Source organism: Acinetobacter sp. Ag2 (assembly GCF_001005515.1).
Lineage (GTDB): Bacteria > Pseudomonadota > Gammaproteobacteria > Pseudomonadales > Moraxellaceae > Acinetobacter > Acinetobacter bereziniae.
The window spans coordinates 100,098-125,578 of record NZ_LBNA01000050.1 but is presented as its reverse complement, the minus strand read 5'-3'; the positions used below and the strand labels follow the sequence as shown (position 1 = coordinate 125,578).

Here is a 25,481-nt window from a genome sequence, read left to right as displayed (position 1 = left end):
AAAAACCACTCAAATTGGCTTAAATTTTGTAGTCAATCACCACTGGAGCATGGTCGCTATACCATTCATCTTTATACACCCAAGCATTCACGGTACGCTCTTTCCAGTCAGGTGAGCAAGCATGATAATCAATTCGCCACCCGACATTTTTTGCCCGAGCTTGTCCGCGATTGGACCACCAAGAATATAGTTCAGCTTCTTTACGTACTTCTCGGAAGGTGTCGACATAACCTAAATCATCATAAATATGATCAAGCCAAGCACGTTCATGAGGTAAGCATCCCGAAGATTTTTGATTACCCGACCAATTTTTAATGTCGATACGTTTATGCACAATATTGTAATCACCACAAACAATGATTGATCTGTCTTCATCACGCCATTGTTTTAAAATTTTTGCATATTCTTCTAAGAAATGGTCTTTACGCGCCTGAGCTTCATCACCAGATGAACCTGAAGGGAGATACAATGAGCAAATTTGTACTGGTTTATCTAAACCAAGATCAAATTCAGCTTGGATAAAGCGACCTTGACTGTCTGCAAGCTCAAAACCTAGACCATTGCTGATCGATTTAAAAGGCAAACGACTATAGATTGCAGTACCTGCATAACCTGATTTTTGCGCAGGAAATAGATGGGTAAACCAACCCTCTGGTTTAAATTTATCTGTCCATTGCTCGTGTGTAATGCGGCTTTCTTGGATACAGATTACGTCGGCATCCGACTTTTCCATCCATTCGAGTAAGCCTTTGGTGACGGATGAACGTAAGCCATTTACGTTAATTGAGACAACTCTTAAAATTTTTTGATCACTTGGATAGCTACTCTTTGGTATCATGCGCAGTCATAACCTCAATGTATGAATTTTGGAGCACCTCATGTCAACGCCAGCTCAGTTTAACCCACAAGCTTTTATCGAACTCGCATTATCACGTGGTGTGCTTAAATTTGGTGAGTTTACTTTAAAATCAGGTCGTGTGAGCCCTTATTTTTTTAATGCAGGTTTACTCAACGATGGTGAAGCATTATCGCTTTTAGCTCAAGGTTATGCAGATAAATTAACACAATGTAACAACGTCGAAGTAATTTTTGGACCAGCGTATAAGGGGATTCCTTTCGTTGCTGCGACTGCTGTAGCGCTATCTCAAGTTCACAATCAGAGTGTACCTTGGGGATTCAATCGCAAAGAAGCAAAAGATCATGGTGAAGGTGGTGTTTTGGTGGGTGCTTCAGTTGAAGGCAAAAAAGTTTGGATTATTGATGATGTGATTACCGCAGGTACTGCGATTCGTGAAGTTGTCACGATTCTTAAAAATGCAGGTGCAACAATTGCAGGTGTATTGGTTGCACTTGATCGCCAAGAAAAAGGTCAAGGTCAGTTGTCTGCGATTCAAGAAGTTCAGAAAGAGCTTGAGATCCCAGTTCATGCTTTAATTACCATGAAAGACTTGATGGATTATCTGGATGCGAAAGGCGACAAAGATGCTTTAGCGAAAATGGAAGCTTACCGTGTGAAATATGGCATATAAGCTGAAAAATTAGATAAGATAAGGAGCATCAGCTCCTTATTTTTATGGTCAATGAAGGATTAGGTACCATATTCAATGTTAATTCTTGTGATAATCGTTGTTGTGGCTGTATTAGGCATTATTTTTGCCAAACAGATCGACCAACGACGCTGGCAACGATACCAATTTGAAAGAGATATTTATTTTCGACAATATCCTTTTCAGTGGAAAGGTTTAGAACAGTTTGAGCTGGTTCTAAATATCAATGCGCAAGCGCAAAAAAAATTGATCAACCAACTGATGTTAAGACCGTCAAATGACAGCTATATCAGAAAATCATCCATACAGCGTGAACCAGAATATCCAAGACAACATTATACGATCAAAGTGATGGTACAAGATTTCACGATTGGCTATTTAGAAACAAAATACGCTGAATTATTCGGAGCGAGTCTCGAGCAAACGGATTTTGAAATTGGTCGCCCAATTGAATTAAATGCTGAAATTATTGTTTTTGAAAGGGATAATGAAGTTTCCTGTCGTGTAAAACTAGATTTGCCACGTAATCCAAAAACTGCATATCAATATTTAATTGAAAATAACCAACAACAATTTAAAGAAAAAAATTAAAAATAAAAACAGAGGAAAAGAAGCATCGGGCTGTGACCACGACAGTCCTGCATCACGCTCTTTAATTTGAAACAAGATTTTTTGATTAATGCAAGGATTTCTATCTGTATGATTAAGCTCGCACATAGCCTTTCACTGCTTGTAAGGCTCTATTTCGCACAGATAAAGTGTTGGCATGAGCTAGAGAGATTATCTCTCATCATCCATATGTGAATTGAGCAAATAAATACTTTGAACAATATGTTTCTGATTTTGAAAGGTATGGGCGACACGGTGTGTCTGAAACTCTTCAATGGTGAAGTTTAATGTGTATTCTTGAATAGCGTCTAAACTCACCAAGTGCGTGATCAATTGATTGTGTTGTCTTAAAACTTGGATTTGAAGAGGAATGTTGAGATTGTTTTGGAACTGCAAATCCTTGTATCCATAGACCACAGTGGCATCACTGCCTAAAGGTGTAAAACGTTCATGTTCTTGATAAATATCTATAGAATGTGAATGCCTTTCTACAATCACTAAACCAGCTTTTAATGCACTGATATAGAGTGAAGACGAAATTTGGCAAATTCCACCCCCAAGATCTTCTGAAATGATTCCATTCACTAGATTGCGTCCTGCTTTATAGCCATTTTTTAAGGTGGGTGCTTTCACCAAATGCCAAAATGAAAAAATCTGTTGTGGCTGAATGATCACGCCATTTAAAGTTTGGATGGCAAGATCAATATTGTGGATTTTATTTGCGAAATAAGCATTCGATTTGATTTCCTGCGATGTTGAAATTTGGTATTCCGATAGCCATAAATTTTGTTGTGTCAACGCAAAATTTGCTGAGGAAAATAGATGTTCTCGGCTATACCTTCGCAACTGCTGATAACGTAATTTCCATGATTTAGGTAAATATTTTTTCATGTAGAGTTATGCTATTGGATGAGGTTAAAGAGAGGATTGTTTTTCTAAAACAACAACCAAGTAAGACGCATATTCTTTTAAAAATGAACGGCAGAATAGATTATCCAAGCTTCTGAATAGTGGACGCAAGCGTTTGGGAATACGATGAATGGGGAAGAATAAGAACCCTTGACTGGCAATCAGTTTCCACTGGGTGCCTGCAATTTTTTTTATTTCCGACAAAGTCATTTGATGTCCTGCATGCCAGTTTTCTTGTTGATGCTTGACCACTTGTCTACGCTTGGCGGAAGGGAAGTCGAAAATAAGCTGACCTTTTGATTTTAATTTTTGATGTGCCTCATTTAAGAATTGGATGGTGGTTGCATGATCTTGATGCATGATCACATGAAAGCTATAGATGGCGTTTAAGCTGTGGTTAGCTATAGGTATTTCAGTTAAACGACCTTCGAGCAAGTCTTTGTTTGGATATTTTGCTTTAGCAACTTTAAGCATTTCAGGGCTAAAATCCACGCCATAATGGGCATAATCCAATAAACGACCTGTACCACATCCCAGATCCATACATTGTTCAGGTGGTGTGGTTTTAAGTATTCGATTGAGAAAATCTCGTTCCTGTTGGTCTAAATACTGCCCATAACTGTTGTTAAAACGATTGTTGTCATAGTCTTCAGCGAGTTTGTTGTAGTAGGTTTTTATTTCTAATTCAGAATGATTCGACATGGGTAGCTCTTTTTATTTGGCGAATAAATAAATTTATAAACTATTTTTGGGGAAATCACACTGTTTACAATCTATAGGCGTTGCAATTTTTTCCTGACGACCTTGTGTACTCATTACCCAAGGTTGATTTTGCCAAGGCGGAAGATGGCGCATATGTTGGCGGTGCCCACAAGAAAGCAAAGCAACATAATGATATTCTTCATCTATTTCAAACCCAAGGATAGTTTGCAACATTTTGATGGTCTTATTCACAATTATTGCCAATAGTTTAGCGAAATTTCGAAAAAGAACGGCATAATCTCCGCTATACTGCATGCAATCCAAAAATTTATCAGAGTATCAAAATGCGTGTACTTGTTGTGATGGATCCCATCGAAAGTGTAAACCTCAAAAAAGACTCAACTATGGCGATGCTGTGGGCTGCAGCACGTCGTGGACATGAATTGGGTTATGCATTGCAACAAGATTTATATATTGATCAAGGCAAAGCATTTGGTTTGATTTCACCCCTTAAGGTTTTTGAAGACTACAATCATTATTATGAGTTGGGTGAAAAAACCAAAGAGTCTATCGCTGCTTATGATGTGGTGTTGATGCGTAAAGACCCACCTTTTGACATGAACTTTGTTTATACCACGTATATTTTAGAGCAGGCAGAACGGGAAGGTGCGTGGATCATCAACAAACCACAAAGTTTACGTGACTGCAATGAAAAACTTTTCGCAACACAATTTCCTGATTTACAAGTACCAACCTTAGTCAGCTCACAACAGCGTTTAATTCGTGAATTCTTAAAGGAACATGGTGATGTGATCGTTAAGCCTTTAGATGGTATGGGGGGAATGGGGATTTTTCGTTTATACCAAGATGGGGTAAACATTGGTTCAACCATCGAAATTTTAACTGAAAATGGTACACAACCGATTATGGCACAACGCTACATTCCTGAAATTGTAGAGGGCGATAAACGCATTTTAATGATCAATGGTGAACCAGTACCTTATTGTTTGGCACGTATTCCACAAAATGGCGAAGTACGCGGAAATTTAGCTGCTGGCGGTTTAGGTGAAGCGCGTCCATTAACAGAAAATGATAAAGCCATTGCTGCAAAAGTTGGTCCATTTTTAAAAGCAAAAGGTCTAGTCTTTGTTGGCTTGGATGTGATTGGTAATTATGTGACTGAGATCAATGTGACCAGCCCAACCTGTATCCGTGAGATCGATACTCAATTTGGTACTTCAATCGCAGATGATCTGTTTGATGTACTGGAGGCGGGTAAATCTGCTTAAACATCATATATTAGTGGAATGACATTTTATAGTGAGATGATCGATTTATTTTTAAATGATGCTAAAAAATAGAGTCTAGACAGACTCTATTTTTTTGGGGTTGAACTGGATAAATCATGCAAAAATAAAAAAAATAACATTGAATTCTACTTTTTTTAGCAGATTAATGACAAAAGTAGTTTAAACTTTCAAAACAGTAGAAAAAAACAATGAAAGGCTTGGTGAAAAAAAGTAAATAAACTTTTCCCCATAGCGGATTGTGATTACAATTGGTTGTTTAAAATATTCGTTAAACATTTATTTTTGCATTGAAGAATTAGACCGTGACCAAACCTCAGCAAAGCACACCGAAACACGTCATGATGATGGCGGCGGGTACAGGCGGACATGTATTTCCTGCGCTGGCAGTTGCAAAAGAATTGCAGCAACAAGGCAGCCAAGTGTCTTGGTTGGCAACACCAACAGGTATGGAAAACCGACTTTTAAAACAACACGATATTCCAATTTATCAAATTGATATTCAAGGTGTACGCGGCAACGGAATTGTACGTAAACTGGCTGCGCCCTTTAAAATTTTAAAAGCAACCTTAAGCGCGATGCGCTATATGAAACAGCTCAAAGTTGATGCTGTTGCCGGTTTCGGTGGTTATGTGGCAGGTCCAGGCGGTTTAGCTGCACGCTTATTGGGGATTCCAATTCTGATCCACGAACAAAATGCTGTTGCAGGGTTTACCAATACCCAATTATCACGAATTGCTACGACGGTATGTGAAGCTTTCCCAAATACATTCCCCCAGAGTGCGAAGATTGTGACGACTGGAAATCCTGTACGTGCAGAGATTACGGGGATTTACAATCCATCTTTTCGTTATAAAGAACGAGAAAATGCGCATGAACCATTACATATTTTAATTGTCGGTGGCTCTTTGGGAGCGCAGGCATTAAATGAATGTGTGCCTGAAGCTTTGAAACAGCTCAATGTGCCATTAAACATATTTCATCAATGTGGTCAAAATAAACAAGATACTACCCAAGCGTTATATGCCAATGCCCCCGATAATATGCAGGTTGAGGTGCAACAATTTATCGAGGATATGGCACAGGCTTACAGCAATGCAGATTTAATTATCTGCCGTGCAGGAGCGCTAACAGTGACTGAGGTAGCAACAGCAGGTGTGGCAGCGATATTTGTTCCATTGCCAAGTGCCGTGGACGATCACCAAACTGCCAATGCCAAATTTTTGGAAAAAACGGGTGCTGCGAAAATTTGTCCGCAAAGTACCATGACACCAGATTCCCTAAAAGATTTACTCACGCCGTTGATGAACCGTCAGTTATTGATGGAAATGGCAGTTAAAGCCCGTCAACAAGCTCAACCAGATGCGACACAACGTGTGGTTGGTTTAATTCAAGATTTGTAAGTTAGAGTTGATTATGTCTCCAACAAGCCCAGCTGATAAAGCAAAGAACCTGATTAAAATTCCAGAAATGCGCCGTATTAAGCATATCCATTTTGTGGGTATTGGGGGTGCAGGTATGTGTGGTATTGCAGAAGTATTAAAAAACCAAGGTTATAAAGTTTCTGGTTCTGACATTAAAGCATCCAAAACGACAGTACAGCTTGAAGAGAATGGTATTAAAGTTTTTATTGGGCATGCAGAAGACAATATCAAAGGTGCAAATGTACTGGTGGTATCCACAGCAATTGATCCTGAAAACCTAGAAGTCAAAGCAGCAATTGAAAATCGCATCCCTGTGGTGCGTCGTGCTGAAATGCTGGGTGAGTTAATGCGCTATCGTCATGGTATTGCTGTTGCTGGTACACATGGTAAAACTACAACGACAAGTTTGGTCACTTGTATGTTGGCAGAAGAAAACATGGACCCAACCTATGTGATTGGTGGTTTGTTAAATCGCACAGGTGTGAATGCTGCATTGGGAGCAAGTCGTTTTATCGTTGCTGAAGCCGATGAATCAGATGCTTCATTCCTTCATTTAGAACCAATGGCTGCGATTGTCACCAATATCGATGCAGACCATATGGACACTTATGGCGGTAGTTTTGATGTATTGAAAGATACTTTCGTGAAGTTCTTACAAAAAATGCCGTTCTATGGTTTGGCTGTGGTGTGTGGCGATGATGCCAATATTCGTGAAATCATGCCACGGATTGGTCGCCCTGTGGTGACCTATGGTTTCAATGAAGATAATGATATCCGTGCGATTGACATTGACCAAACGGGTATGCAGTCAAGCTTCACCGTATTGCGTAAAGGGCGTGAACCTTTACGACTAACAATTAACCTTCCTGGTTTACACAATATTCTCAATGCATTGGCTGCGATTGGTATTGCCACTGATGAAGGTGTATCAGATGCGGCGATTGCACGCGCATTAGAAAGCTTCAGTGGGGTAGGTCGCCGTTTTCAAGTTCAAGGCGAATATCCACTCGATGAAGGCACCGTGAAACTGGTAGATGATTATGGTCATCATCCAAAAGAAGTAGAGGCAACGATTAAAGCCGCTCGAGCGAGTCATCCAGATCGCCGTTTAGTTATGATGTTCCAACCGCATCGTTTTAGTCGTACCCGTGATTGTTTTGATGATTTTGTCGATGTGTTGTCACAAGTCGACCAATTGTTATTATTAGAAGTATATCCTGCAGGTGAGAAGCCAATTGTTGGGGCAGATAGTCGCTCTTTGGCACGTAGTATTCGTTTGCGTGGTGAAGTTGAACCGATTTTAATTGACCCTGTAGAAGGTAATTTGCAGAACGTGATACAAAAAGTGTTACAAGCGAATGACTTGTTATTAACACAAGGTGCAGGTAACGTGGGAGCAATTTCTGTAGAATTGGCTCAAAACCAACTGTATTTAAAATAATTGATTTGGCTTTGTTTAAATTTGGATTTGAATAAAGCCTTAAAAATTGAAATTGACTAACTTATAAGTTTAAGGATTTAAACGTGTCAAATGCTTCTAAATTCGGCAAAGTAGCGGTGTTGCTTGGTGGTAAATCTGCTGAGCGTGAGGTGTCATTAGATAGTGGTAAAGCTGTTTTAGAAGCATTATTACGTTCAGGTGTGAATGCAGAGGCTTTCGACCCGCAAGAGCGTAGTGTGACGGAACTTGTGGACTATGATCGTGCATTTATTGTATTGCATGGTCGCGGTGGTGAAGATGGTCAAATCCAAGGTGCCTTGGAATGGATGAATGTACCTTATACAGGGACAGGCGTACAAGGTTCTGCGATTGGTATGGATAAAGTCAAGACCAAACAGATCTGGCAAGGTTCAGACTTGCCGACCGCACCTTATCGTATTATTTCAAAGGATTCTGATCTCAATGAAGTGATTGAGAGTCTTGGATTACCTTTGATCATTAAGCCCGTTCACGAAGGTTCAAGCGTGGGAATGAGTAAGGTTGAAAAAGCAGAAGACCTTATTGCCGCAATTGAAAAAGCCACTGTACATGACGCAGTCGTGATGGCTGAAAAATGGATTACAGGGCGTGAATATACCATTTCATTTCTAAATGGTTTGCCATTACCAGTGATTCGTTTACAACCTCCAGCAGATGTAGCATTCTATGATTACGAAGCCAAATACAATCGTAATGACGTGGAATATGGTATTCCATGTGGTTTAAGCGAAGCTGAAGAAAAGAATCTTCAAGCGCTCTGTTTGCGTGCTTTCCAAGCTGTAGGTGCTAGCGGATGGGGGCGTATTGATGCGATGTTGGATGAGCAGGGTAATTTTTGGTTATTAGAGGTGAATACTGTTCCAGGGATGACCAGCCACTCTCTTGTACCTAAAGCGGCAAAAGCAGTTGGTTATAGTTTTGATGAATTGTGTGTTGCGATCTTAGCGCAAACACTCACGGAACAAGCTCACTAATTTATGGCTCAACTTCCTGCTTCGATGCGTCGCAAACGTGCGGCGATTACATCAATACACGATAAGCCACCGACACGTCAGGATAAGCTTCTGAACGTGGGTAGCTGGTTGCTTATGGTTGTTGCTATAGCTGTATTATTTGCAGGAATCTATGGTCTTTATAAAGTGATCACCGATGCGCGAGTTGCAACACTTGAAGTGGTGGGGACGAGTTCATCGGTCGAATCGCAAGCGATTACACAACACCTAAAACCTGTTGTGAAAGATAATTATTTCACCTCGGATTTGGAGCAAATTCGAGATAAAGCACTGGAAGTATCATGGGTAGACCGTGTTGTGGTATCACGCGCATGGCCAAATGGTATTCGAGTGCGCGTTATGCCGCGTCATGCAATCGCACGTTGGGGAACAGGGCGATTACTCAGTGATGCTGGAGATGTCTACAGTGAAGCAGTGGTGACCAATCATTCCAATTTGCCATTGCTTCATGGACCACTCAGCCAATCCAAAGTCATGATGCGTCGCTATAATGAAATTAACCAATTATTTCACCCAGTCAATTTACGTTTAAAAGAGCTTTATCTCACTGAACGGATGACTTGGTTTATGCAGTTTGATTCAGGTCTACGTGTGATTGTCGATCAAGATCAAACGATGAGTAAGCTACAACGTCTCAGTCACTTGGCACAAACAGACTTAAAACCCGTGTGGTCGAATATTTCTGCAATTGATTTGCGTTACCGAAATGGTCTGGCAATTCAGTGGAAAAATTCAGTTTCACCCAAAATTACCAACGGTCAGTTTGTTGTAACCAGTAATGACATAGGCGTTGCAGGTGGGATGGTTGCACAGCCATAATATGTGGCTTGAAAAAGAGGCGTAGAGCCAAACATAAACAATGAAGATAATGGTAGCAAAGCGATGAATGAAGCTGTTCCCTCAGTTGTTGCAATTGACATTGGGACACATAAAGTTTCAGTACTGATTGGTAAAGTACATGCCCCTGATAATATTCAGGTTATTGGCATGGCAAGCGCACGTAATAAAGGAATGAATAAAGGCAAAATTGTGAGCCTTGATAAAGTCACAAATGCAATTAAACAAGCCGTTCAAGAAGCTGAAGATATGGCTGAATGTCGTATACATTCAGCATGGGTGTCGATTCCAAGTACTGAATTACAAAGCCATTATGCAATTGGACGTACCCCGATTTCAAACGCAGAACGTACGATTACCACAACTGAGGTGGTACGTGCTCTAGAGTTGGCAAAAGCCAGTCATATGGCAGCTGATCACTATTTGGCGAGTGCTGTACCTTTAGGATTTGAGTTGGATGACTCAACTGAATGGGTACAAAATCCGATTAACTTATCTGCCAATAGTATGACTGCACATTATCAATTGATGATGATGCCGATCAGTACCATGCAGAACTTAGATCGCGCTATGAAAGGTGCCAATATTTCTGTTGAGAAAATGGTGGTTTCGTGTTTGGCAACTGCTGAGGGCAGTTTGCTGAAAGATGAAAAAGAATATGGTGTTTGCCTACTCGATATTGGTGCAGGTACCACCAATATTGCTGTTTATATAGAAGGTCATTTGGCTCTAGCCAGCACCATTCAATGTGGTGGTGAAAATGTCACACGTGATATTGCGACAGTGTTGCAGACCACCACTGAAGAAGCTGAACGGATTAAGTTGCTTCATGGCTGTGTCGATATCCATCAAGTCAAACCTGATCACATGATCCAGTTTGAGGCAATTGATGGTCCGCAAACCATCAGTCGCATAGAACTTGCTGAAATCATTATTGCACGTTATGAAGATATTTTAACTAAAGTGCGCTACGAACTAGAGCAGCGTGGTGCCTTGCAAAGCTTGTATCATGGTGTTGTACTGACAGGTGATGTTTGTCAAATTGAAGGCATGGTGACTTTGGCGCGTCGTATGTTGGGCGTTTCTGCACATCTAGGCAATCCACCTTTACAGGTGGTCACTGACGATCAGAACTTACCTTCATTACGTCGTTCAATGTATGCTACAGCGGCAGGCTTACTTTTATTTAGTCAAAGTGACATGCAAGAGGCGATTGAGGAGCCTGAAGTTCAAGGGGGAAGACCATTCTTTGACCGAATTGTGAATGGTTGGAATGCCTTGAATAACAAATTAAAAGGTATTTTTTAGGTGTATTTTTTTTGGGAATATTGTTAGGAAGTTGTAAGTGTTCTATCCAATACTTGACAAGCTCTGTAATGAACAGCATCCTAAAAACAATTTTTATTATTGAAGATCAAGGCAGTATACGGGCTTAAGTGACTGCCACATTATATTAGGAAATCTAAAGGTCATGGCCTCATTTGAATTTTTAGACGATGGACAAACCGATAACAACGGTCAAGCCCGTTTTACTGTGTTTGGTGTTGGCGGCGGCGGTGGTAATGCTGTACAACACATGGTGCAATCTGACATTAAAGGGGTGAAATTTGTCTGTGCAAATACAGATAAACAAGCCCTGGATCGTATGAATGCACCTTTTAAAATGCAACTTGGTGAGCAAAGTACGCGAGGTCTAGGTGCAGGTGCGAATCCAGATGTAGGTCAAATTGCTGCTGAAGAAAGCCGCGAGCAAATTCGTCAGCACCTTGAAGGTGCAGATATGGTGTTTGTCACTGCCGGTATGGGTGGTGGTACGGGCACAGGCGCTGCACCAGTTGTTGCTGAAATTGCTCAGGAAATGGGAATTTTAACTGTAGGTGTTGTGACTACGCCATTCAATTTTGAAGGTCGTCGCCGTCAGCGTTCAGCTGAAAAAGGCATCGAAGCATTAGAGCAGCATGTTGATTCTTTAATTATTATTCCGAACCAACGTCTTCTCAGCGTATATGGTGACATCTCGATGCAAGATGCTTACCGTAAAGCTGATGATGTATTGTTGAATGCGGTTCGTAGTATTTTTGATTTAGTGGTACGTCCAGGTCATATTAACCTTGACTTTGCTGACTTAAAAACTGCAATGAGTACCCGCGGTTATGCCATGATGGGTGAAGGCAAAAGCAGTGGTCCAGATCGTGCTGAAGAAGCTGCACGTTTGGCGATTCGTAGCCCATTGCTTGATAACGTCAACATCATGAACGCTAAAGGTGTGTTGATTAATATCACTGGCGGTGCAGATGTAACATTACGTGAAACAGAAGTGATCACGGATGTTGTCAACCAGATCGTTGACCTTGAAGAAGGTGAAGTGTTCTTTGGTACTGTGTTTGATCCCGATGCGCGTGATGAAATTCGTGTGACAGTGATAGCTACAGGTTTGACGCGTAACGCAAGTGACGCGACTGAAGCGAAACGTAGAACACATGTAAATAGTGCTGCTCAAGCTCATTTACAACAAGCACAACATCATGCTGTAGATGAAGATGATATTCCTGCGATCAATAAACAGCGTCAGGAAGAGGGTGCACCTGTGACGGCACCGAGTTCAAATGGTCGTTCTACGCCAATGAGTATTCAAGATTATTTGAAAAATCAACAGCGTAAGTAATTGATAAATATTAATAATATTTAATATTGTCGAAAAAGGTAGTGAGATTCATTACCTTTTTTGTTTTTTATCAATGGCTAAATGTGCTAACGTATAGCGGATTTGAGAACGAAGACCGAATTAGCATGTTGAAACAACGTACCCTGAAGCGAGTCGTTAAAGCGAGTGGCATCGGACTACATAGTGGACAAAAAGTCATGATTAACTTTTTGCCTCATGTGGCGGATGGGGGTATTGTATTTCGACGCATCGATTTAAATCCACCTGTCGATATCCCTGCGGATGCCATGCTGATCCAAGAAGCATTTATGTGTTCAAACTTGGTCAGTAAAGAAACTAAGGTGGGCACGATTGAGCATGTCACCAGTGCGATTGCGGGATTGGGGATTGATAACCTGATTATCGAAGTCTCAGCGTCTGAAATTCCGATTATGGATGGAAGTGCAGGTCCATTTATTTACTTACTCATGCAAGGTGAGTTGGTTGAACAAGATGCACCAAAGAAATTTATCCGAATTTTAAAACCTGTTGAAGCACTGATAGACGATAAGCGTGCAATTTTTTCTCCTCATGATGGGTTCCAAATCAACTTTACCATCGACTTTGATCATCCAGCCTTTGCTAAAGAATATCAATCCGCAACCATTGATTTTTCAACTGAAACATTTGTATATGAAGTTAGTGGTGCGCGTACCTTTGGCTTTATGAAGGATTTAGATTATTTAAAAGCCAACAATCTAGCATTGGGGGCAAGTTTGGATAATGCTGTGGGTTTAGATGATACTGGCGTCGTCAATGAAGAAGGTTTACGTTTTGCTGACGAGTTCGTGCGTCATAAAATTTTAGATGCCGTTGGTGATTTATATTTGCTTGGACATCAAATTATTGCCAAATTTGATGGTTACAAATCGGGTCATGCACTAAATAATCAACTTTTACGCAATGTGAAAAGTGATCCAAGCAGCTATGAAATTGTAACATTTGATGACGAGAAATTGTGTCCAATTCATTTCGTCAATGTGACATAAGTCATTGTGTTCTCTAGATTGTGTTATATTGTAACATTAATAAGTGTGAATTGAGTCATATTTTAAACAGTTTCAAATCTTAATTTTATCTATTCTGTTTACTTTTTATTGCTTGCCAAACGTAGTAGAGCTTGGCTAAGCTTAGGGTCGTTCACAAAACTAGCGGCATTTTGTAACATTTCGGATGTTGCGGGTTGCATCGAGCTTACCGTTTTATGGGGTTGTAAGGACGTTTCAGTATTGGTATTTTCAATATGTAATCGGACTTGTAGTTTTTGTAAATCACGTAGTTCATTGATTTGTGATAATTGAGAAATATACTGCTTTTGAAGATAACCGAGTTGACTAATCATGGCTTGATTTTCACCGGTAATCGTCAAAATACCGTATTGATAACAGACAACTCGCCAATTCTCAGGTTGAGGAAGTAGCGGTTGAATTAATTTAGTAAGTTTTTGCCATTCAGCAACTTGCTTTGTAAGAAACGATAAGTTTCCTGTTTTTAAGTGTTGTCTTGTTGGTTGGAAGACGTTTTTGGGTTCAGACATACATTGTTCCTACATATTTATGTCCTATCTTAAGCGCTCGTTTCACCAGATATCAAGGATGAGATCACACAAGAAACTTGACTAAGAACAGTTAAAGAGGTTTTTATGCACACGCGACGTATTTTATTAGCTTTTACACTAGCTGCTTCAGCTGCTACTGCGACATTTGCAGACTTGATTCAAACTCCAGATCGTTTAGAAAAATTATCCAAGACACTTTCTCAAGGTTCTTACAATCCAGATGATTTAGACCTTCCTGCTTCAGCAAAGATGAATGTCACGCTACGCAGTTCAGATGCTCCAATCGAGTTAAACAACGCAAGCATTGCTAAAAAATACGGTTCTAGCTCAAATTCCACTTCTCGTTATTCAGCAAGTTCTCCATATTCATGGTTAGTCACGCATCCTCTTCCAGACATGAAGCGTGTGAGTTCTGATTTCGGTGGTCGTACCATGGGTGGTCGCGCTGAACATCATTCAGGTTTAGACCTTTCTGCACCAAGTGGTACACCAATCTATGCTACAGGTCCTGGTATTGTAACCAAATCAGGTTGGGGTACAGGCTATGGTCAATATGTTGAAATCAACCATGGCAATGGCTATATCACACGTTATGCACATGCCTCACGTCTGATTGCGCGTGTAGGTGATCAAGTCAAAGCAGGTGAGCATATTGCCAATGTAGGCTGTACAGGTCGTTGCACAGGTCCACATTTACATTATGAAGTTGTAAAAGATGGTCAACGCAAGAACCCTTCTTCTTACTTAGCGATGTTGCCATAAAACAATCACGTAATTCATTGAGTGTCTTTGTTGGATATTGAGGATGATATTCAGTGTCGCGTTGAATTAAATCCTGTATTCAGACTAGCATTAAATTGAATTTATATTGTATAAAAAACCGCCATTATTGGCGGTTTTTTGTTATTTTAAGTGTCATTTAGTCAACAACTATTTAGTTCCTAAATAATACCTACAATCTGCATTCGTCTGTAACGATAACTTAACAGGGCTAAAACATGATACATATAATATATAGAAAATTATTCAAGGAGTAAGTGGAAAATGGCGTATTACGGTGATAGCGACGCTCAGGAAACACAAGAATGGCAAGATGCCTTTGATTCAGTGCTCCAGCATATGGGGACTGAACGTGCTGCGTTTTTATTAGAAAAATTATATCAGCAAGCCATTTCAAAGCATGTTCCCATTCAGCGTCTAAATACTCCTTACTTAAATACCATTCCTGTAGAAGAGTCTCCAGCAATGCCGGGCGACCAAGATATGGAACGCCGCATTCGTGCATTGATCCGTTGGAACGCCTTGGCAATGGTATTGCGTGCCAATAAAACAGGTGATGACTTAGGTGGTCACTTGGCAAGTTTCGCTTCATCTGCAACTTTATATGATGTTGGTTTTAACCATTTCTTCCGCGCCAATAGTGATAGCTTTGGCGGCGATATGATTTATTACCAAGGGCACTGTGCGCCTGGGATTTATGCGCGTTCATTCTTGGAAGGTCGCTTAACTGAAGATCAATTGAGTAACTTCCGTCGTGAAGTGGGTGGTCAAGGTCTTTCAAGCTATCCGCATCCTTATTTAATGCCTGATTATTGGCAGTTCCCAACGGTTTCGATGGGTCTTGGTCCAATCATGTCGATCTATCAAGCACACATTCAAAAATATTTAATGAATCGTGGTTTGATCAAGGAAGAAAACCGTAAGGTTTGGGCTTATCTTGGCGATGGTGAAATGGATGAGCCAGAAAGCTTGGGTGCGATTTCGCTGGCAGGTCGTGAAAAACTCGATAATTTAATCTGGGTGGTTAACTGTAACTTACAACGCTTAGATGGTCCTGTTCGTGGTAATGGTAAAATTATTCAAGAGCTTGAATCGTTATTCCGTGGCGCTGGCTGGCGTGTGATTAAAGTGGTTTGGGGACGTCATTGGGACCCTCTACTTGATAAAGATACTTCTGGTGCTTTAAAAGCATTAATGGATGAAACTTTAGATGGCGAATATCAACGTTACCAAGTAAAAGGCGGTGCGTATACTCGCGAAAAATTCTTTGGCAGATATCCTGAAGCTGCGGAATTAGTGAAAGGCTTGAGCGATGAAGATATTGATAATCTAAATCGTGGTGGTCATGACCCATATAAAGTTTATGCGGCTTATGCAGCAGCAATGACCAGTAACGGTCAACCTACAGTGATCTTGGCGAAAACTGTAAAAGGTTATGGTTTGTCTGATGAAATCGAAGCAGTCAACAAAACGCATCAAATCAAGAAAATGCAACTTGATTCATTAAAATATGTGCGTGATCGCTTCAATTTACCATTCAATGACGAACAGCTTGAAGAATTACCATTCTATCGTCCTGGTGAAAACTCGCCTGAATTGAAATATATGAAAGCTCGTCGTGAAGCTTTAGGTGGTTATCTACCTGCACGTCGTAAAGAAAGCGAAGCTTTGGCGATTCCTGAACTTTCAGTATTTGATGGTGTATTGAAAGGCAGTGGTGGTAAAGAACAATCTACGACGATGGTGATGGTGCGCTTGATTGCAGCATTGTTAAAAGAAAAAGCCATTAAAGACCGTGTTGTTCCAATTGTACCTGATGAAGCTCGTACTTTCGGTTTAGAAGGGATGTTCCGTCAGTTGGGTATCTACGCTGCACACGGACAAAACTATACGCCTGAAGACCAAGAACAGCTCATGAACTATCGTGAAGCAAAAGATGGTCACATGTTACAAGAAGGGATCAATGAAGCAGGTGCGATGAGTGCTTGGTCAGCATTGGGTACCAGTTATTCCACCAATAACTTGCCAATGATTCCAATGTATATGTACTACTCTATGTTTGGTTTCCAACGTATTGGTGATATTGCATGGGCTGCAGGTGACTCTCAAGCACAAGGTTTCTTGTGTGGTGCAACAGCAGGTCGTACAACTTTGAATGGTGAAGGCTTACAACACCAAGATGGTCATTCACATATCTTGGCAGCAACTATTCCAAACTGCGTGGCTTATGATCCTTGCTTTGGTTATGAGTTGGCTGTGATTGTGCATGATGGTTTACAACGCATGTATGTCAATCAAGAACGTGTGTTCTATTACTTGACACTCATGAATGAAAACTATGATCAACCTGCATTGCCTGAAGGTGCTGAAGAAGGCATCAAGCGTGGTATGTATTTATTCAACCAAGATGAAAAAGCCACAGTTCAGTTGTTGGGCTCAGGTGTAATTTTACGTGAAGTTATCAAAGCGGCACAAATTTTACGTGATGAATACCAAATTCATTCTAATGTGTGGAGCGTAACAAGCTTCAATGAGTTAGCACGTGATGGTATGGCTGTTGAAGAATACAATCGCTTGCACCCACTTGAAGATGGTAAAGAATCTTGGGTGTCTCAGCAGTTACGTGATACCGATGGTATTGTCGTTTCAGCAACAGATCATATGCGCGCATATAGCGAACAGATCCGAGCTTACCTTCCAGATAGCCGTCCATATGTAACTTTAGGTACAGATGGTTATGGTCGTTCAGATACACGTGGCAACTTGCGTAGCTATTTCGGTGTAGATGCTGCTCATATCGTGGTTGCAACATTGAAAAAACTTGCCGATGAAGGTGAAGTGGACGCACGTTTAGTGAAAGATGCGATTTCTTCGTTTGAACTTGATGTTGACCGTCCAGTTGCATGGTTACCTCAAGCACATCCATCTGTGCAAGAAGTTGCAGCTTATACTGAATCTACTGAGGAGAAATAATGATGCAAATTACAACTCCTGATATTGGTGTAGATAAGGCGACTGTTGCCGAAATCCTCGTCAAGGTCGGCGATACCATTGCTGTAGATGACAGTATCGTTTTGCTGGAATCTGATAAAGCCTCTGTTGAAGTGCCTAGCACTTCAGCAGGTGTAGTAAAACGTATTGCGGTTGCTGAAGGTGATGAAGTTTCAGAAGGTGCAGTATTGATTGAAGTTGAATCTGCTGATGCAACTGTGACAGAAGCCGCTGAAGCACCTGCTCAAGAGCCAGCAAAAGCAGAAGCTGTTGTAGAAGTTAAAACTGAGTCTGCGGCGCCTGTGGCAAATTCAGCATCTACAAATACGACATCACAAACAGTTGAAGTGAAAGTTCCAGATATTGGTGTGGAAAAAGCTTTAGTAGGCGAAGTGTTAGTAAAAGTTGGTGATGAAATTGCTGTGGACGATAGCATTGTTGTTGTCGAATCAGATAAAGCAACAGTTGAAGTTCCAAGTACAGTCGCAGGTACAGTTGAAAGTGTTGTGGTGAAAGAAGGTGACAGTGTTAAAGAGGGTGTAGTACTCATTACAGTGAAAACTATAGGTGGGGCAGCAGCATCAACAGCATCGTCCGTTGAGACAGCGCCACAGCAACCAACGCCAGTACCTCAAGCTGCTGCACAAGAACAGTCCGCTGTGACTCAATCAGGTAAAGTTGAGGTCACTGTGCCAGATTTGGGCGTGGACAAAGCGACTATTTCTGAAATCTTGGTCAATGTGGGTGACCGTGTTGAAAAAGATCAAAGTCTTTGTGTTGCGGAATCTGATAAAGCATCTGTAGAAGTGCCAAGCACAGTTGCAGGTGTGGTCAGCGCTATTCATGTGGAATTGAATCAGTCTGTGGCTCAAGGTACCGCTTTGGTGACCATTGAAGCTGAAGGTCAAGCAGCATCAGCTTCTCAAGCGAAGCCTGCGACTCAATCATCGCAAGAAACAGCACCAGTCGCAGCTCAAGCATCGACTACTGCATCTGCAAAAGTTGAGACGATTACTGCTGTAGACTCGGGTGAGAAATTATCAAAAGCACAGCAAGCTGAAAATGCCAAAGTCTATGCGGGTCCAGCTGTGCGTAAACTTGCACGTGAATTGGGCGTTATACTTTCTCAAGTTCAAGCTTCTGGTCCACATGCACGTGTGATGAAAGACGATGTTTTTGCTTTTGTTAAAGCGAAACTGACTGCACCACAAGCAGCGCCACAAACTACAGTTGCTCAGGTTGCTTCAGGTTTACCGGCTTTACCAGACTTCAGCGCATTTGGTGGTAGTGAAATTGCGCCAATGACACGTTTACAACAAGTGTCTGTACCGCAGTTGTCATTGAACAATTTTATTCCGCAAGTGACACAATTTGATTTGGCGGATATTACTGAGCTTGAAGCTTGGCGTGGTGAACTCAAAGGTAAGTTTAAGCAAGACGGTATAAGCTTAACCATTCTTGCTTTTATTGCGAAAGCTGTAGCGTTCTTGTTGAAAGAAGAACCTTATTTTGCAGGTCATCTTGCTGACGATCAAAAGTCAGTGGTGTTACGTAAGGAAATTCATATGGGTATCGCAGTGGCGACACCAGATGGATTAACCGTTCCTGTATTACGCAATCCTGACCAAAAATCAATTAAGCAAATTGCGATTGAATTGGGTGAGTTAAGTAAAAAAGCACGTGATAAGAAACTTTCTCCGAAAGATCTGCAAGGTGCCAACTTTACAATTACCAGCTTAGGTTCAATTGGTGGTACAGCGTTTACACCTTTGGTCAACTGGCCACAAGTTGCAATCTTGGGAATTTCACCTGCCACCATGCAGCCAGTTTGGAATGGTTCAGGTTTTGAACCGAAATTGATGTTGCCACTGTCATTGTCTTATGACCATCGTGTGATTAATGGTGCGGATGCGGCTCGATTTACCAATAAATTGACCAAGTTGTTATCGGACATTCGTAACATCTTGCTTTAAGTTTTAAATTTAAGAAAACCTCGCTTTATGCGGGGTTTTTTATATTTAAGCCGATCAAATCTTTTGCTTTGATTGGTGTTTAAGATATTGAATAGTAAAAATTGAAAATAAACTGAAAAGCATTGTAGAATAGTTGTACTTCATTGGGGAGTAGCCGCTGTTTGTTATCAATACGATAATAAATGGGTGATGATCAACATAATTACTCAACAGAGTATGGTCATCATAGCAAAGAACCAATTTAGCTGAAGGCATGTACTCAGCTATCTTTTGTTGGCAAGACCTTTGATTTATCACTCCGCGTTGGATAGGTGACTATTCATATTGGCTAGCAGGAGGGGTAAGTCATCGGTAAATATTGCTAGCCAGAGACTTTGACATGTTAAATGCCTTCCTCATCTCTTTGGTGGTTGTTGCTTTATCCGAAATGGGCGATAAAACGCAACTACTCGCATTACTTCTTGCTGCACGTTTCCGTAAACCTATTCCGATTTTATTCGCGATTCTGATTGCGACATTGGTCAATCATGGCGTGTCAGCTGTGCTGGGGCAATGGATTACCACAGTACTCAGTCCAACTGTTCTGTTATGGATCGTTTCACTCGGCTTTATCGCCATGGCAGGTTGGATGCTGATTCCAGACGAACTGGATGATGAATCTGAAAGCATCAATAAATGGCAGAAATATGGTGTCTTTGGTGCAACATTTGTGTTGTTCTTCCTGGCTGAAATCGGTGATAAAACTCAAATTGCGACAGTAGCACTTGCTGCACGTTTTGACAGTATCGGATGGGTCACTCTAGGGACTACACTGGGCATTATGTTGGTCAATGCACCTGCTGTATTTATTGGTAATAAGTTGGCAGATAAATTACCAATTTCTTTAATTCATAAAATTGGTGCAGCGATATTCTTTATCATCGGTGTTGCCGCATTGGTACAACATTACTTTTTTTAAGGCTGTTTTGTCGATGCAGCTTTAAGCTGTGATTGGATCAGCACCTTTTCAAGATAAAAAACTCAACCTAGTGTTGGGTTTTTTATTATTTTGAGAATAATCACACAAATAATCATAAAACTTAGGTTGTATATTTATTGTAACTTTGAAGAAAACCTTATATGTTGTATGGGATAAATAAAGATTTATTTTAAAAAAGGTTTTGGGGTTCTGGGTATGGCTTTAGATCGCACCACATCGCAAGTTTTGTTTGATAATGGCACACATAAATGTATTAGTTTTACCAGTTTGGTGAAAGGCGAAGGTGTACAAGCCAATCAATTTTTGATTCTCAATAATGAACGTGCAGCAGTTTTGGATCCAGGTGGTGATTTAACTTATGTGCCTTTAACTATGGAATTAAATAAATACACACGTTTGCAAAACCTAGACTATGTGATGGCATCTCATCAAGACCCTGACATTATTACCTCAATGCCACGTTGGTTAGTGTATACCGATGCTAAAGTGGTCGCTTCTAAGTTGTGGGCGCGCTTTTTACCTCACTTAAATTCCGCTTTTATGAGTGACCGTATGAAAGGCGGTTGGCTAGAGCGTTTGATTGAGTTACCTGATCAAGGGGGTTCAATTCCTTTGGGTGAAACTCGAATTATTGTCGTTCCTGCACATTTCTTACATTCAGTAGGGAATTTTCAGTTTTACGATCCCATCTCTAAAATTTTATTTTCTGGGGATATGGGGGCATCTATTGTTGATGATGCATCTACACCGATAGATGATTTTAATAGTCATATTCCAAGTATGCGTGGTTTTCATCAACGATATATGTGTACCAACAGAATCATTCGCTTATGGGTGAAAATGGTGCGTCAGATGGATATTGAGATGATCGTACCTCAGCATGGCAAACCTTTTATTGGAAAGGAAATGATCAATCAATTTTTAGATTGGATTGAAAATTTACAGTGTGGTGTTGATTTGATGGATGAGACCGTGTTTACCTGTCCTCAATAAAAAAACTCAAAAAATCTATTGTGTTTGGATACGACTTTTTTTAGGATTTTCTTGCCAAAATCTTAAACTGATAACGAGAATCTTAAAAAAATGTTGTCACAAATCTCAGCACAGGATGCGTGCTTAAACTGTGGGGCGTGTTGCGCCTTTTTCCGAGTCTCATTTTATTGGGCGGAGGGAGAAGCAATGCCTTCAGATTATGTAGAACCGTTAACTGCAGTATATTCATGCATGCAAGGGACCAATCAAAAACAACCCCGTTGTATTGCATTGGATGGTGTTGTTGGACAGCAGGTCAGTTGTACCATGTATGAACAACGCAGTTCATCTTGTAAAGAGGTGCAGGCTGGGGATGCACAATGTGCCAAAGCAAGGCAGGCACATAATTTAATTCCCTTGATTGATATTGATGTTATGACACCCAGTAATGATGAAGATTTTGATCAGGTGTGCTAATGCTGCAATGGGGAAGTTTAGGATATGAGAAGATTTTTTTTACAAGAGATACAAGCTCTAATCATATATTGAGTCGTTTTTTGACAGTAGCCTAGAGTTGTTTAAAAAGCAGAGACTGTCAACTGACAGTTTGCTGTGGTGTTAAATCTACTATAATTTTATATTCAAAGCCCATTTTTATATCAATAAGATACTGAAAAATAAAGGGTGATCGAGAATAAGATAAATCCGCACAATAAAAAATGAAAATTGAACGGAAATTTGTATATAATAGCTCACGGAAATTACCAGCGAGACTGTTATGTTGACCATCGTTCAAGAAGCGTTAACCTTCGATGATGTCTTATTACTCCCTGCCTATTCTACTATCCTCCCAAAAGATGTCTCTCTAAAGACACGCCTCACACGCGGCATTCAACTGAACATACCTATGGTTTCAGCAGCAATGGATACAGTGACTGAGTCACGTATGGCGATTGCAATGGCGCAAAATGGTGGTATCGGTATTTTACATAAAAACATGGATATTTCTGCGCAAGCTGCAGAAGTTCGCCGTGTGAAAAAATTTGAAGCAGGCATGGTGAAAGATCCTATCACCGTGACTCCTGAAACGACGATTCGTGACTTGATTGCGATTACTCAAGCCAACAATATCAGTGGTGTACCTGTTGTTAAAGACGGCAAGGTTGTTGGAATTGTGACAGGACGAGATACTCGTTTTGTGACCAATTTAGAGCAACCTGTAAGTAACATCATGACCGGGCAAGATCGTCTTGTGACTGTTCGTGAAAATGAGTCTAAAGAAAATATTCAAGCATTGTTACAACAACATCGCATTGAAAAAGTGTTGGTGGTGGATGATAACCATGCCTTAAAAGGTTTGATTACTGTCACTGATTTCCGCAAAGCAGAATCTTATCCAAATAGTTGTAAAGACGAATTAGGTCGTTTACGTGTTGGTGCTGCGGTGGGTACTGGTGCAGAAACGCCAAGCCGTGTTGAAGCTTTAGTAGAGGCAGGTGTCGATGCGATAGTGGTAGATACTGCGCATGGTCACTCTGCAGGCGTGATTGAGCGTGTACGTTGGGTCAAAGCCAATTTCCCACAAGTTCAAGTCATTGGCGGAAATATCGCAACAGGTGATGCGGCATTGGCATTGCTTGACGCGGGTGCAGATGCTGTAAAAGTCGGGATTGGTCCTGGTTCAATCTGTACAACACGTATTGTTGCGGGTATTGGTATGCCGCAAATTTCAGCAATTGATAGTGTTGCAAATGCACTGAAAGATCAAATTCCGTTAATTGCTGATGGTGGTATTCGCTTCTCTGGCGATATGGCGAAAGCGATTGGTGCTGGTGCAAGTACCATTATGGTGGGTTCACTCATGGCAGGTACTGAAGAAGCACCTGGTGAAGTTGAATTCTTCCAAGGTCGTTACTACAAAGCTTACCGTGGTATGGGTTCTTTGGGTGCAATGGCAGGTGCAACAGGTTCTGCAGACCGTTATTTCCAAGACTCTAAAGCAGGTGCTGAAAAGTTAGTTCCAGAAGGTATTGAAGGTCGTGTACCTTACAAAGGACCAATGGGTAACATCGTACATCAAATGATGGGCGGTTTACGTTCATCAATGGGCTATACAGGTTCCGCAACCATTGAAGATCTTCGCCAAAATGCAAAATTTGTGAAAATTACTGCAGCAGGTATGCAAGAGTCGCATGTGCATGATGTCACGATTACTAAAGAAGCACCGAACTATCGAGTGGGTTAATCTTTTGTAATATTTTGATTGAAAAAAGCCGTCAGTTTATGACGGCTTTTTTATTTTGGTGTAAAGTATAAACGTGAAAAATTGATTGTTATACAACGCATAATAAGTGGGTAAAAAATGAGTTATTTCGGTACAGATGGGATTCGTGGAAAATTTGGTGAACTCCCAATTACCCCTGAATTTGCACTTAAATTGGGGTTTGCCGCGGGTAAAGTATTAAAGCAAATTAGCCCAAAAACAAAACCTATTGTGGTTTTAGGTAAAGATACACGTTTATCTGGTTATATTCTTGAAGCAGCATTACAGGCAGGCTTAAATGCAGCAGGTGTTTATGTGCACTTGTTAGGACCGTTACCTACCCCAGCGATTGCCCATTTAACGCGTGCATTGCATGCCAATTTAGGGATCGTCATTTCTGCATCACACAATCCTTATTTTGATAATGGCATTAAATTTTTCTCAGATGAAGGCAAGAAACTACCTGATACGATTCAAGAAGCGATTAACCGTGAATTAGAAAAAGATATAGTCATTGAAGACACCGCCAACTTGGGTAAAAGTGTACGTGTTAAAGATGCCAATGGGCGATATATTGAATTTTGTAAATCGACGTTCCCGTATCATTTCAATTTACGCCATTTAAAAATTGTTGTGGATTGCGCCAATGGTGCAGCTTACAGCGTGGGTCCTGCGGTGTTCCGTGAATTGGGTGCTAAAGTGATTGCACTTTATAATGATCCTGATGGTTTAAATATCAATAAAGATTGTGGGTCAACACATCCTGAAAACTTACAAAAAGCTGTAGTGGAGCATCAAGCAGATTTAGGCATTGCTTTTGATGGCGACGCTGACCGTGTTGTTTTGGTTGATCGTCATGGAAAGCTGGTAGATGGTGACCATATTCTTTATATCTTAGCCACACAGTCCTCACAGAAACCAGCAGGTGTAGTGGGTACAGTGATGAGTAACATGGCTTTGGAATTGGCATTGGAAAAGGCAAAAGTACCTTTTGTACGTGCTAAAGTGGGTGACCGCTATGTTTTACAAAATCTAGAAGAAAACAACTGGGTCATTGGCGGTGAGCCATCAGGTCATATTTTGACTTTAGACAAGAGCACCACAGGTGATGCCATTATCGCGGCACTGCAAGTATTGACGGTGTTGGTTGAGCAAAATAAAGCTTTGGATGAATTGGTCGCCGAGTTTAAAACTTTGCCCAATGTGTTGGTCAATGTGCGCCTTGAACAAATGTTTGACCCATATGCAGTGCCTGCCTTGGTTGCTGAATTTGATAAAGCAGAAACATTACTCAAAGGGCGTGGTCGAATTTTAATTCGTAAATCTGGGACTGAACCGATTATCCGTGTTATGGTAGAAGGTGATGATTTGCAAGAAGTCACTGATTTAGCAAATCATTTAGCAGATGCTGTACGCAAAAATGCTGCCTAAAA

23 protein-coding genes and 1 riboswitch are annotated in these 25,481 nt (G+C 40.8%); of the genes, 18 read left to right on the top strand and 5 right to left on the bottom strand.

The genetic code is table 11. The features are described from left to right. Window positions 1–19: 19 nt before the first annotated feature. Window positions 20–838 (bottom strand): exodeoxyribonuclease III, encoded by an 819-nt coding sequence (locus AAV97_RS11625; protein ID WP_004826064.1) that lies wholly within the window; start codon window positions 836–838, stop codon window positions 20–22. Window positions 839–878: 40 nt separating this feature from the next. Here AAV97_RS11625 and pyrE point away from each other — a divergent pair, with 40 nt between their 5' ends. Beyond that, window positions 879–1,529 carry an orotate phosphoribosyltransferase gene (gene pyrE / locus AAV97_RS11620; protein WP_004826066.1) on the top strand — a complete coding sequence of 217 codons (651 nt, stop codon included), beginning with the start codon at window positions 879–881 and terminating at the stop codon, window positions 1,527–1,529. Between the two features lie 75 nt (window positions 1,530–1,604). Then, window positions 1,605–2,138: a hypothetical protein gene (locus AAV97_RS11615; protein WP_042087835.1), complete on the top strand. Its 534-nt coding sequence runs from the start codon at window positions 1,605–1,607 to the stop codon at window positions 2,136–2,138. A gap of 189 nt (window positions 2,139–2,327) precedes the next feature. Here the strand turns inward: AAV97_RS11615 and AAV97_RS11610 are convergent, their stop codons facing one another. Genes AAV97_RS11610 through AAV97_RS11600 form a run of 3 tightly spaced genes read right to left on the bottom strand, consistent with a single transcriptional unit; the run spans window position 2,328 to window position 4,001 of the window. Continuing rightward, window positions 2,328–3,047, bottom strand: a complete 720-nt coding sequence (locus AAV97_RS11610) for a VanW family protein (RefSeq protein WP_004826070.1) — start codon at window positions 3,045–3,047, stop codon at window positions 2,328–2,330. A 24-nt stretch (window positions 3,048–3,071) separates the two neighbouring features. Next, window positions 3,072–3,767 (bottom strand): class I SAM-dependent methyltransferase, encoded by a 696-nt coding sequence (locus tag AAV97_RS11605; RefSeq protein ID WP_042087838.1) that lies wholly within the window; start codon window positions 3,765–3,767, stop codon window positions 3,072–3,074. A 33-nt stretch (window positions 3,768–3,800) separates the two neighbouring features. After that, a complete protein-coding gene (locus tag AAV97_RS11600; protein WP_046760659.1) occupies window positions 3,801–4,001 on the bottom strand; it encodes a DUF3565 domain-containing protein in 201 nt (66 codons plus the stop codon). Window positions 4,002–4,111: 110 nt separating this feature from the next. Here AAV97_RS11600 and gshB point away from each other — a divergent pair, with 110 nt between their 5' ends. The 8 genes from gshB (at window position 4,112) to lpxC (ending at window position 13,521) form a co-directional block, all read left to right on the top strand. After that, window positions 4,112–5,056, top strand: coding sequence for a glutathione synthase (gene gshB / locus AAV97_RS11595; protein WP_004826075.1), 945 nt, complete (start codon window positions 4,112–4,114; stop codon window positions 5,054–5,056). 323 nt (window positions 5,057–5,379) lie between these two features. Then, window positions 5,380–6,477 (top strand): undecaprenyldiphospho-muramoylpentapeptide beta-N-acetylglucosaminyltransferase, encoded by a 1,098-nt coding sequence (murG, locus tag AAV97_RS11590; protein WP_009585475.1) that lies wholly within the window; start codon window positions 5,380–5,382, stop codon window positions 6,475–6,477. A 13-nt stretch (window positions 6,478–6,490) separates the two neighbouring features. After that, window positions 6,491–7,939: a UDP-N-acetylmuramate--L-alanine ligase gene (gene murC / locus AAV97_RS11585; protein ID WP_004826079.1), complete on the top strand. Its 1,449-nt coding sequence runs from the start codon at window positions 6,491–6,493 to the stop codon at window positions 7,937–7,939. A gap of 83 nt (window positions 7,940–8,022) precedes the next feature. Continuing rightward, entirely contained in the window at window positions 8,023–8,952 is a 930-nt protein-coding gene (locus AAV97_RS11580; protein WP_004826080.1) for a D-alanine--D-alanine ligase, read from the top strand. Window positions 8,953–8,955: 3 nt separating this feature from the next. Next, entirely contained in the window at window positions 8,956–9,810 is an 855-nt protein-coding gene (locus AAV97_RS11575; RefSeq protein WP_004826081.1) for a cell division protein FtsQ/DivIB, read from the top strand. A 63-nt stretch (window positions 9,811–9,873) separates the two neighbouring features. Beyond that, the gene (gene ftsA / locus AAV97_RS11570; RefSeq protein WP_004826082.1) at window positions 9,874–11,136 is read left to right on the top strand and encodes a cell division protein FtsA; all 1,263 of its coding nucleotides are present in this window, start codon (window positions 9,874–9,876) and stop codon (window positions 11,134–11,136) included. A gap of 163 nt (window positions 11,137–11,299) precedes the next feature. Beyond that, window positions 11,300–12,493, top strand: a complete 1,194-nt coding sequence (ftsZ, locus tag AAV97_RS11565) for a cell division protein FtsZ (protein ID WP_004826084.1) — start codon at window positions 11,300–11,302, stop codon at window positions 12,491–12,493. 125 nt (window positions 12,494–12,618) lie between these two features. Beyond that, window positions 12,619–13,521: a UDP-3-O-acyl-N-acetylglucosamine deacetylase gene (gene lpxC, locus AAV97_RS11560; protein WP_009585483.1), complete on the top strand. Its 903-nt coding sequence runs from the start codon at window positions 12,619–12,621 to the stop codon at window positions 13,519–13,521. A 98-nt stretch (window positions 13,522–13,619) separates the two neighbouring features. Here lpxC and AAV97_RS11555 read toward each other — a convergent pair whose 3' ends face one another. Then, window positions 13,620–14,069, bottom strand: coding sequence for a hypothetical protein (locus AAV97_RS11555; RefSeq protein WP_004826088.1), 450 nt, complete (start codon window positions 14,067–14,069; stop codon window positions 13,620–13,622). 105 nt (window positions 14,070–14,174) lie between these two features. Between AAV97_RS11555 and AAV97_RS11550 the strand changes: the two genes are divergently transcribed. The 8 genes from AAV97_RS11550 to glmM all read left to right on the top strand — a co-directional run bounded on the left by AAV97_RS11550 (window position 14,175) and on the right by glmM (window position 25,479). Next, window positions 14,175–14,852, top strand: coding sequence for a M23 family metallopeptidase (locus tag AAV97_RS11550; RefSeq protein WP_004826089.1), 678 nt, complete (start codon window positions 14,175–14,177; stop codon window positions 14,850–14,852). 282 nt (window positions 14,853–15,134) lie between these two features. Further along, entirely contained in the window at window positions 15,135–17,843 is a 2,709-nt protein-coding gene (aceE, locus tag AAV97_RS11545) for a pyruvate dehydrogenase (acetyl-transferring), homodimeric type (RefSeq protein ID WP_005035172.1), read from the top strand. 2 nt (window positions 17,844–17,845) lie between these two features. Next, entirely contained in the window at window positions 17,846–19,834 is a 1,989-nt protein-coding gene (locus AAV97_RS11540; RefSeq protein ID WP_171249374.1) for a 2-oxo acid dehydrogenase subunit E2, read from the top strand. A 133-nt stretch (window positions 19,835–19,967) separates the two neighbouring features. After that, window positions 19,968–20,124, top strand: a riboswitch (yybP-ykoY riboswitch). Window positions 20,125–20,213: 89 nt separating this feature from the next. After that, window positions 20,214–20,792 (top strand): TMEM165/GDT1 family protein, encoded by a 579-nt coding sequence (locus AAV97_RS11535; RefSeq protein WP_004826097.1) that lies wholly within the window; start codon window positions 20,214–20,216, stop codon window positions 20,790–20,792. Between the two features lie 216 nt (window positions 20,793–21,008). After that, entirely contained in the window at window positions 21,009–21,806 is a 798-nt protein-coding gene (locus tag AAV97_RS11530; protein WP_004826099.1) for an MBL fold metallo-hydrolase, read from the top strand. A gap of 90 nt (window positions 21,807–21,896) precedes the next feature. After that, window positions 21,897–22,262: a YkgJ family cysteine cluster protein gene (locus tag AAV97_RS11525; RefSeq protein ID WP_026040289.1), complete on the top strand. Its 366-nt coding sequence runs from the start codon at window positions 21,897–21,899 to the stop codon at window positions 22,260–22,262. A gap of 301 nt (window positions 22,263–22,563) precedes the next feature. Beyond that, window positions 22,564–24,030 carry an IMP dehydrogenase gene (gene guaB / locus AAV97_RS11520; protein ID WP_004826103.1) on the top strand — a complete coding sequence of 489 codons (1,467 nt, stop codon included), beginning with the start codon at window positions 22,564–22,566 and terminating at the stop codon, window positions 24,028–24,030. A 117-nt stretch (window positions 24,031–24,147) separates the two neighbouring features. Continuing rightward, window positions 24,148–25,479, top strand: a complete 1,332-nt coding sequence (gene glmM / locus AAV97_RS11515) for a phosphoglucosamine mutase (RefSeq protein WP_004826105.1) — start codon at window positions 24,148–24,150, stop codon at window positions 25,477–25,479. Window positions 25,480–25,481: the final 2 nt, after the last annotated feature.

Excerpts from the sequence above, each read along its gene's own strand:
- AAV97_RS11625 (WP_004826064.1), bottom strand. The coding sequence starts at position 838 with ATGATACCAAAGAGTAGCTATCCAAGTGATCAAAAAATTTTAAGAGTT.
- pyrE (WP_004826066.1), top strand. The coding sequence starts at position 879 with ATGTCAACGCCAGCTCAGTTTAACCCACAAGCTTTTATCGAACTCGCA.
- AAV97_RS11615 (WP_042087835.1), top strand. The coding sequence starts at position 1,605 with ATGTTAATTCTTGTGATAATCGTTGTTGTGGCTGTATTAGGCATTATT.
- AAV97_RS11610 (WP_004826070.1), bottom strand. The coding sequence starts at position 3,047 with ATGAAAAAATATTTACCTAAATCATGGAAATTACGTTATCAGCAGTTG.
- AAV97_RS11605 (WP_042087838.1), bottom strand. The coding sequence starts at position 3,767 with ATGTCGAATCATTCTGAATTAGAAATAAAAACCTACTACAACAAACTC.
- AAV97_RS11600 (WP_046760659.1), bottom strand. The coding sequence starts at position 4,001 with ATGTTGCAAACTATCCTTGGGTTTGAAATAGATGAAGAATATCATTAT.
- gshB (WP_004826075.1), top strand. The coding sequence starts at position 4,112 with ATGCGTGTACTTGTTGTGATGGATCCCATCGAAAGTGTAAACCTCAAA.
- murC (WP_004826079.1), top strand. The coding sequence starts at position 6,491 with ATGTCTCCAACAAGCCCAGCTGATAAAGCAAAGAACCTGATTAAAATT.
- AAV97_RS11575 (WP_004826081.1), top strand. The coding sequence starts at position 8,956 with ATGGCTCAACTTCCTGCTTCGATGCGTCGCAAACGTGCGGCGATTACA.
- ftsA (WP_004826082.1), top strand. The coding sequence starts at position 9,874 with ATGAATGAAGCTGTTCCCTCAGTTGTTGCAATTGACATTGGGACACAT.
- ftsZ (WP_004826084.1), top strand. The coding sequence starts at position 11,300 with ATGGCCTCATTTGAATTTTTAGACGATGGACAAACCGATAACAACGGT.
- lpxC (WP_009585483.1), top strand. The coding sequence starts at position 12,619 with ATGTTGAAACAACGTACCCTGAAGCGAGTCGTTAAAGCGAGTGGCATC.
- AAV97_RS11555 (WP_004826088.1), bottom strand. The coding sequence starts at position 14,069 with ATGTCTGAACCCAAAAACGTCTTCCAACCAACAAGACAACACTTAAAA.
- AAV97_RS11550 (WP_004826089.1), top strand. The coding sequence starts at position 14,175 with ATGCACACGCGACGTATTTTATTAGCTTTTACACTAGCTGCTTCAGCT.
- aceE (WP_005035172.1), top strand. The coding sequence starts at position 15,135 with ATGGCGTATTACGGTGATAGCGACGCTCAGGAAACACAAGAATGGCAA.
- AAV97_RS11540 (WP_171249374.1), top strand. The coding sequence starts at position 17,846 with ATGCAAATTACAACTCCTGATATTGGTGTAGATAAGGCGACTGTTGCC.
- AAV97_RS11535 (WP_004826097.1), top strand. The coding sequence starts at position 20,214 with ATGTTAAATGCCTTCCTCATCTCTTTGGTGGTTGTTGCTTTATCCGAA.
- AAV97_RS11530 (WP_004826099.1), top strand. The coding sequence starts at position 21,009 with ATGGCTTTAGATCGCACCACATCGCAAGTTTTGTTTGATAATGGCACA.
- AAV97_RS11525 (WP_026040289.1), top strand. The coding sequence starts at position 21,897 with ATGTTGTCACAAATCTCAGCACAGGATGCGTGCTTAAACTGTGGGGCG.
- guaB (WP_004826103.1), top strand. The coding sequence starts at position 22,564 with ATGTTGACCATCGTTCAAGAAGCGTTAACCTTCGATGATGTCTTATTA.
- glmM (WP_004826105.1), top strand. The coding sequence starts at position 24,148 with ATGAGTTATTTCGGTACAGATGGGATTCGTGGAAAATTTGGTGAACTC.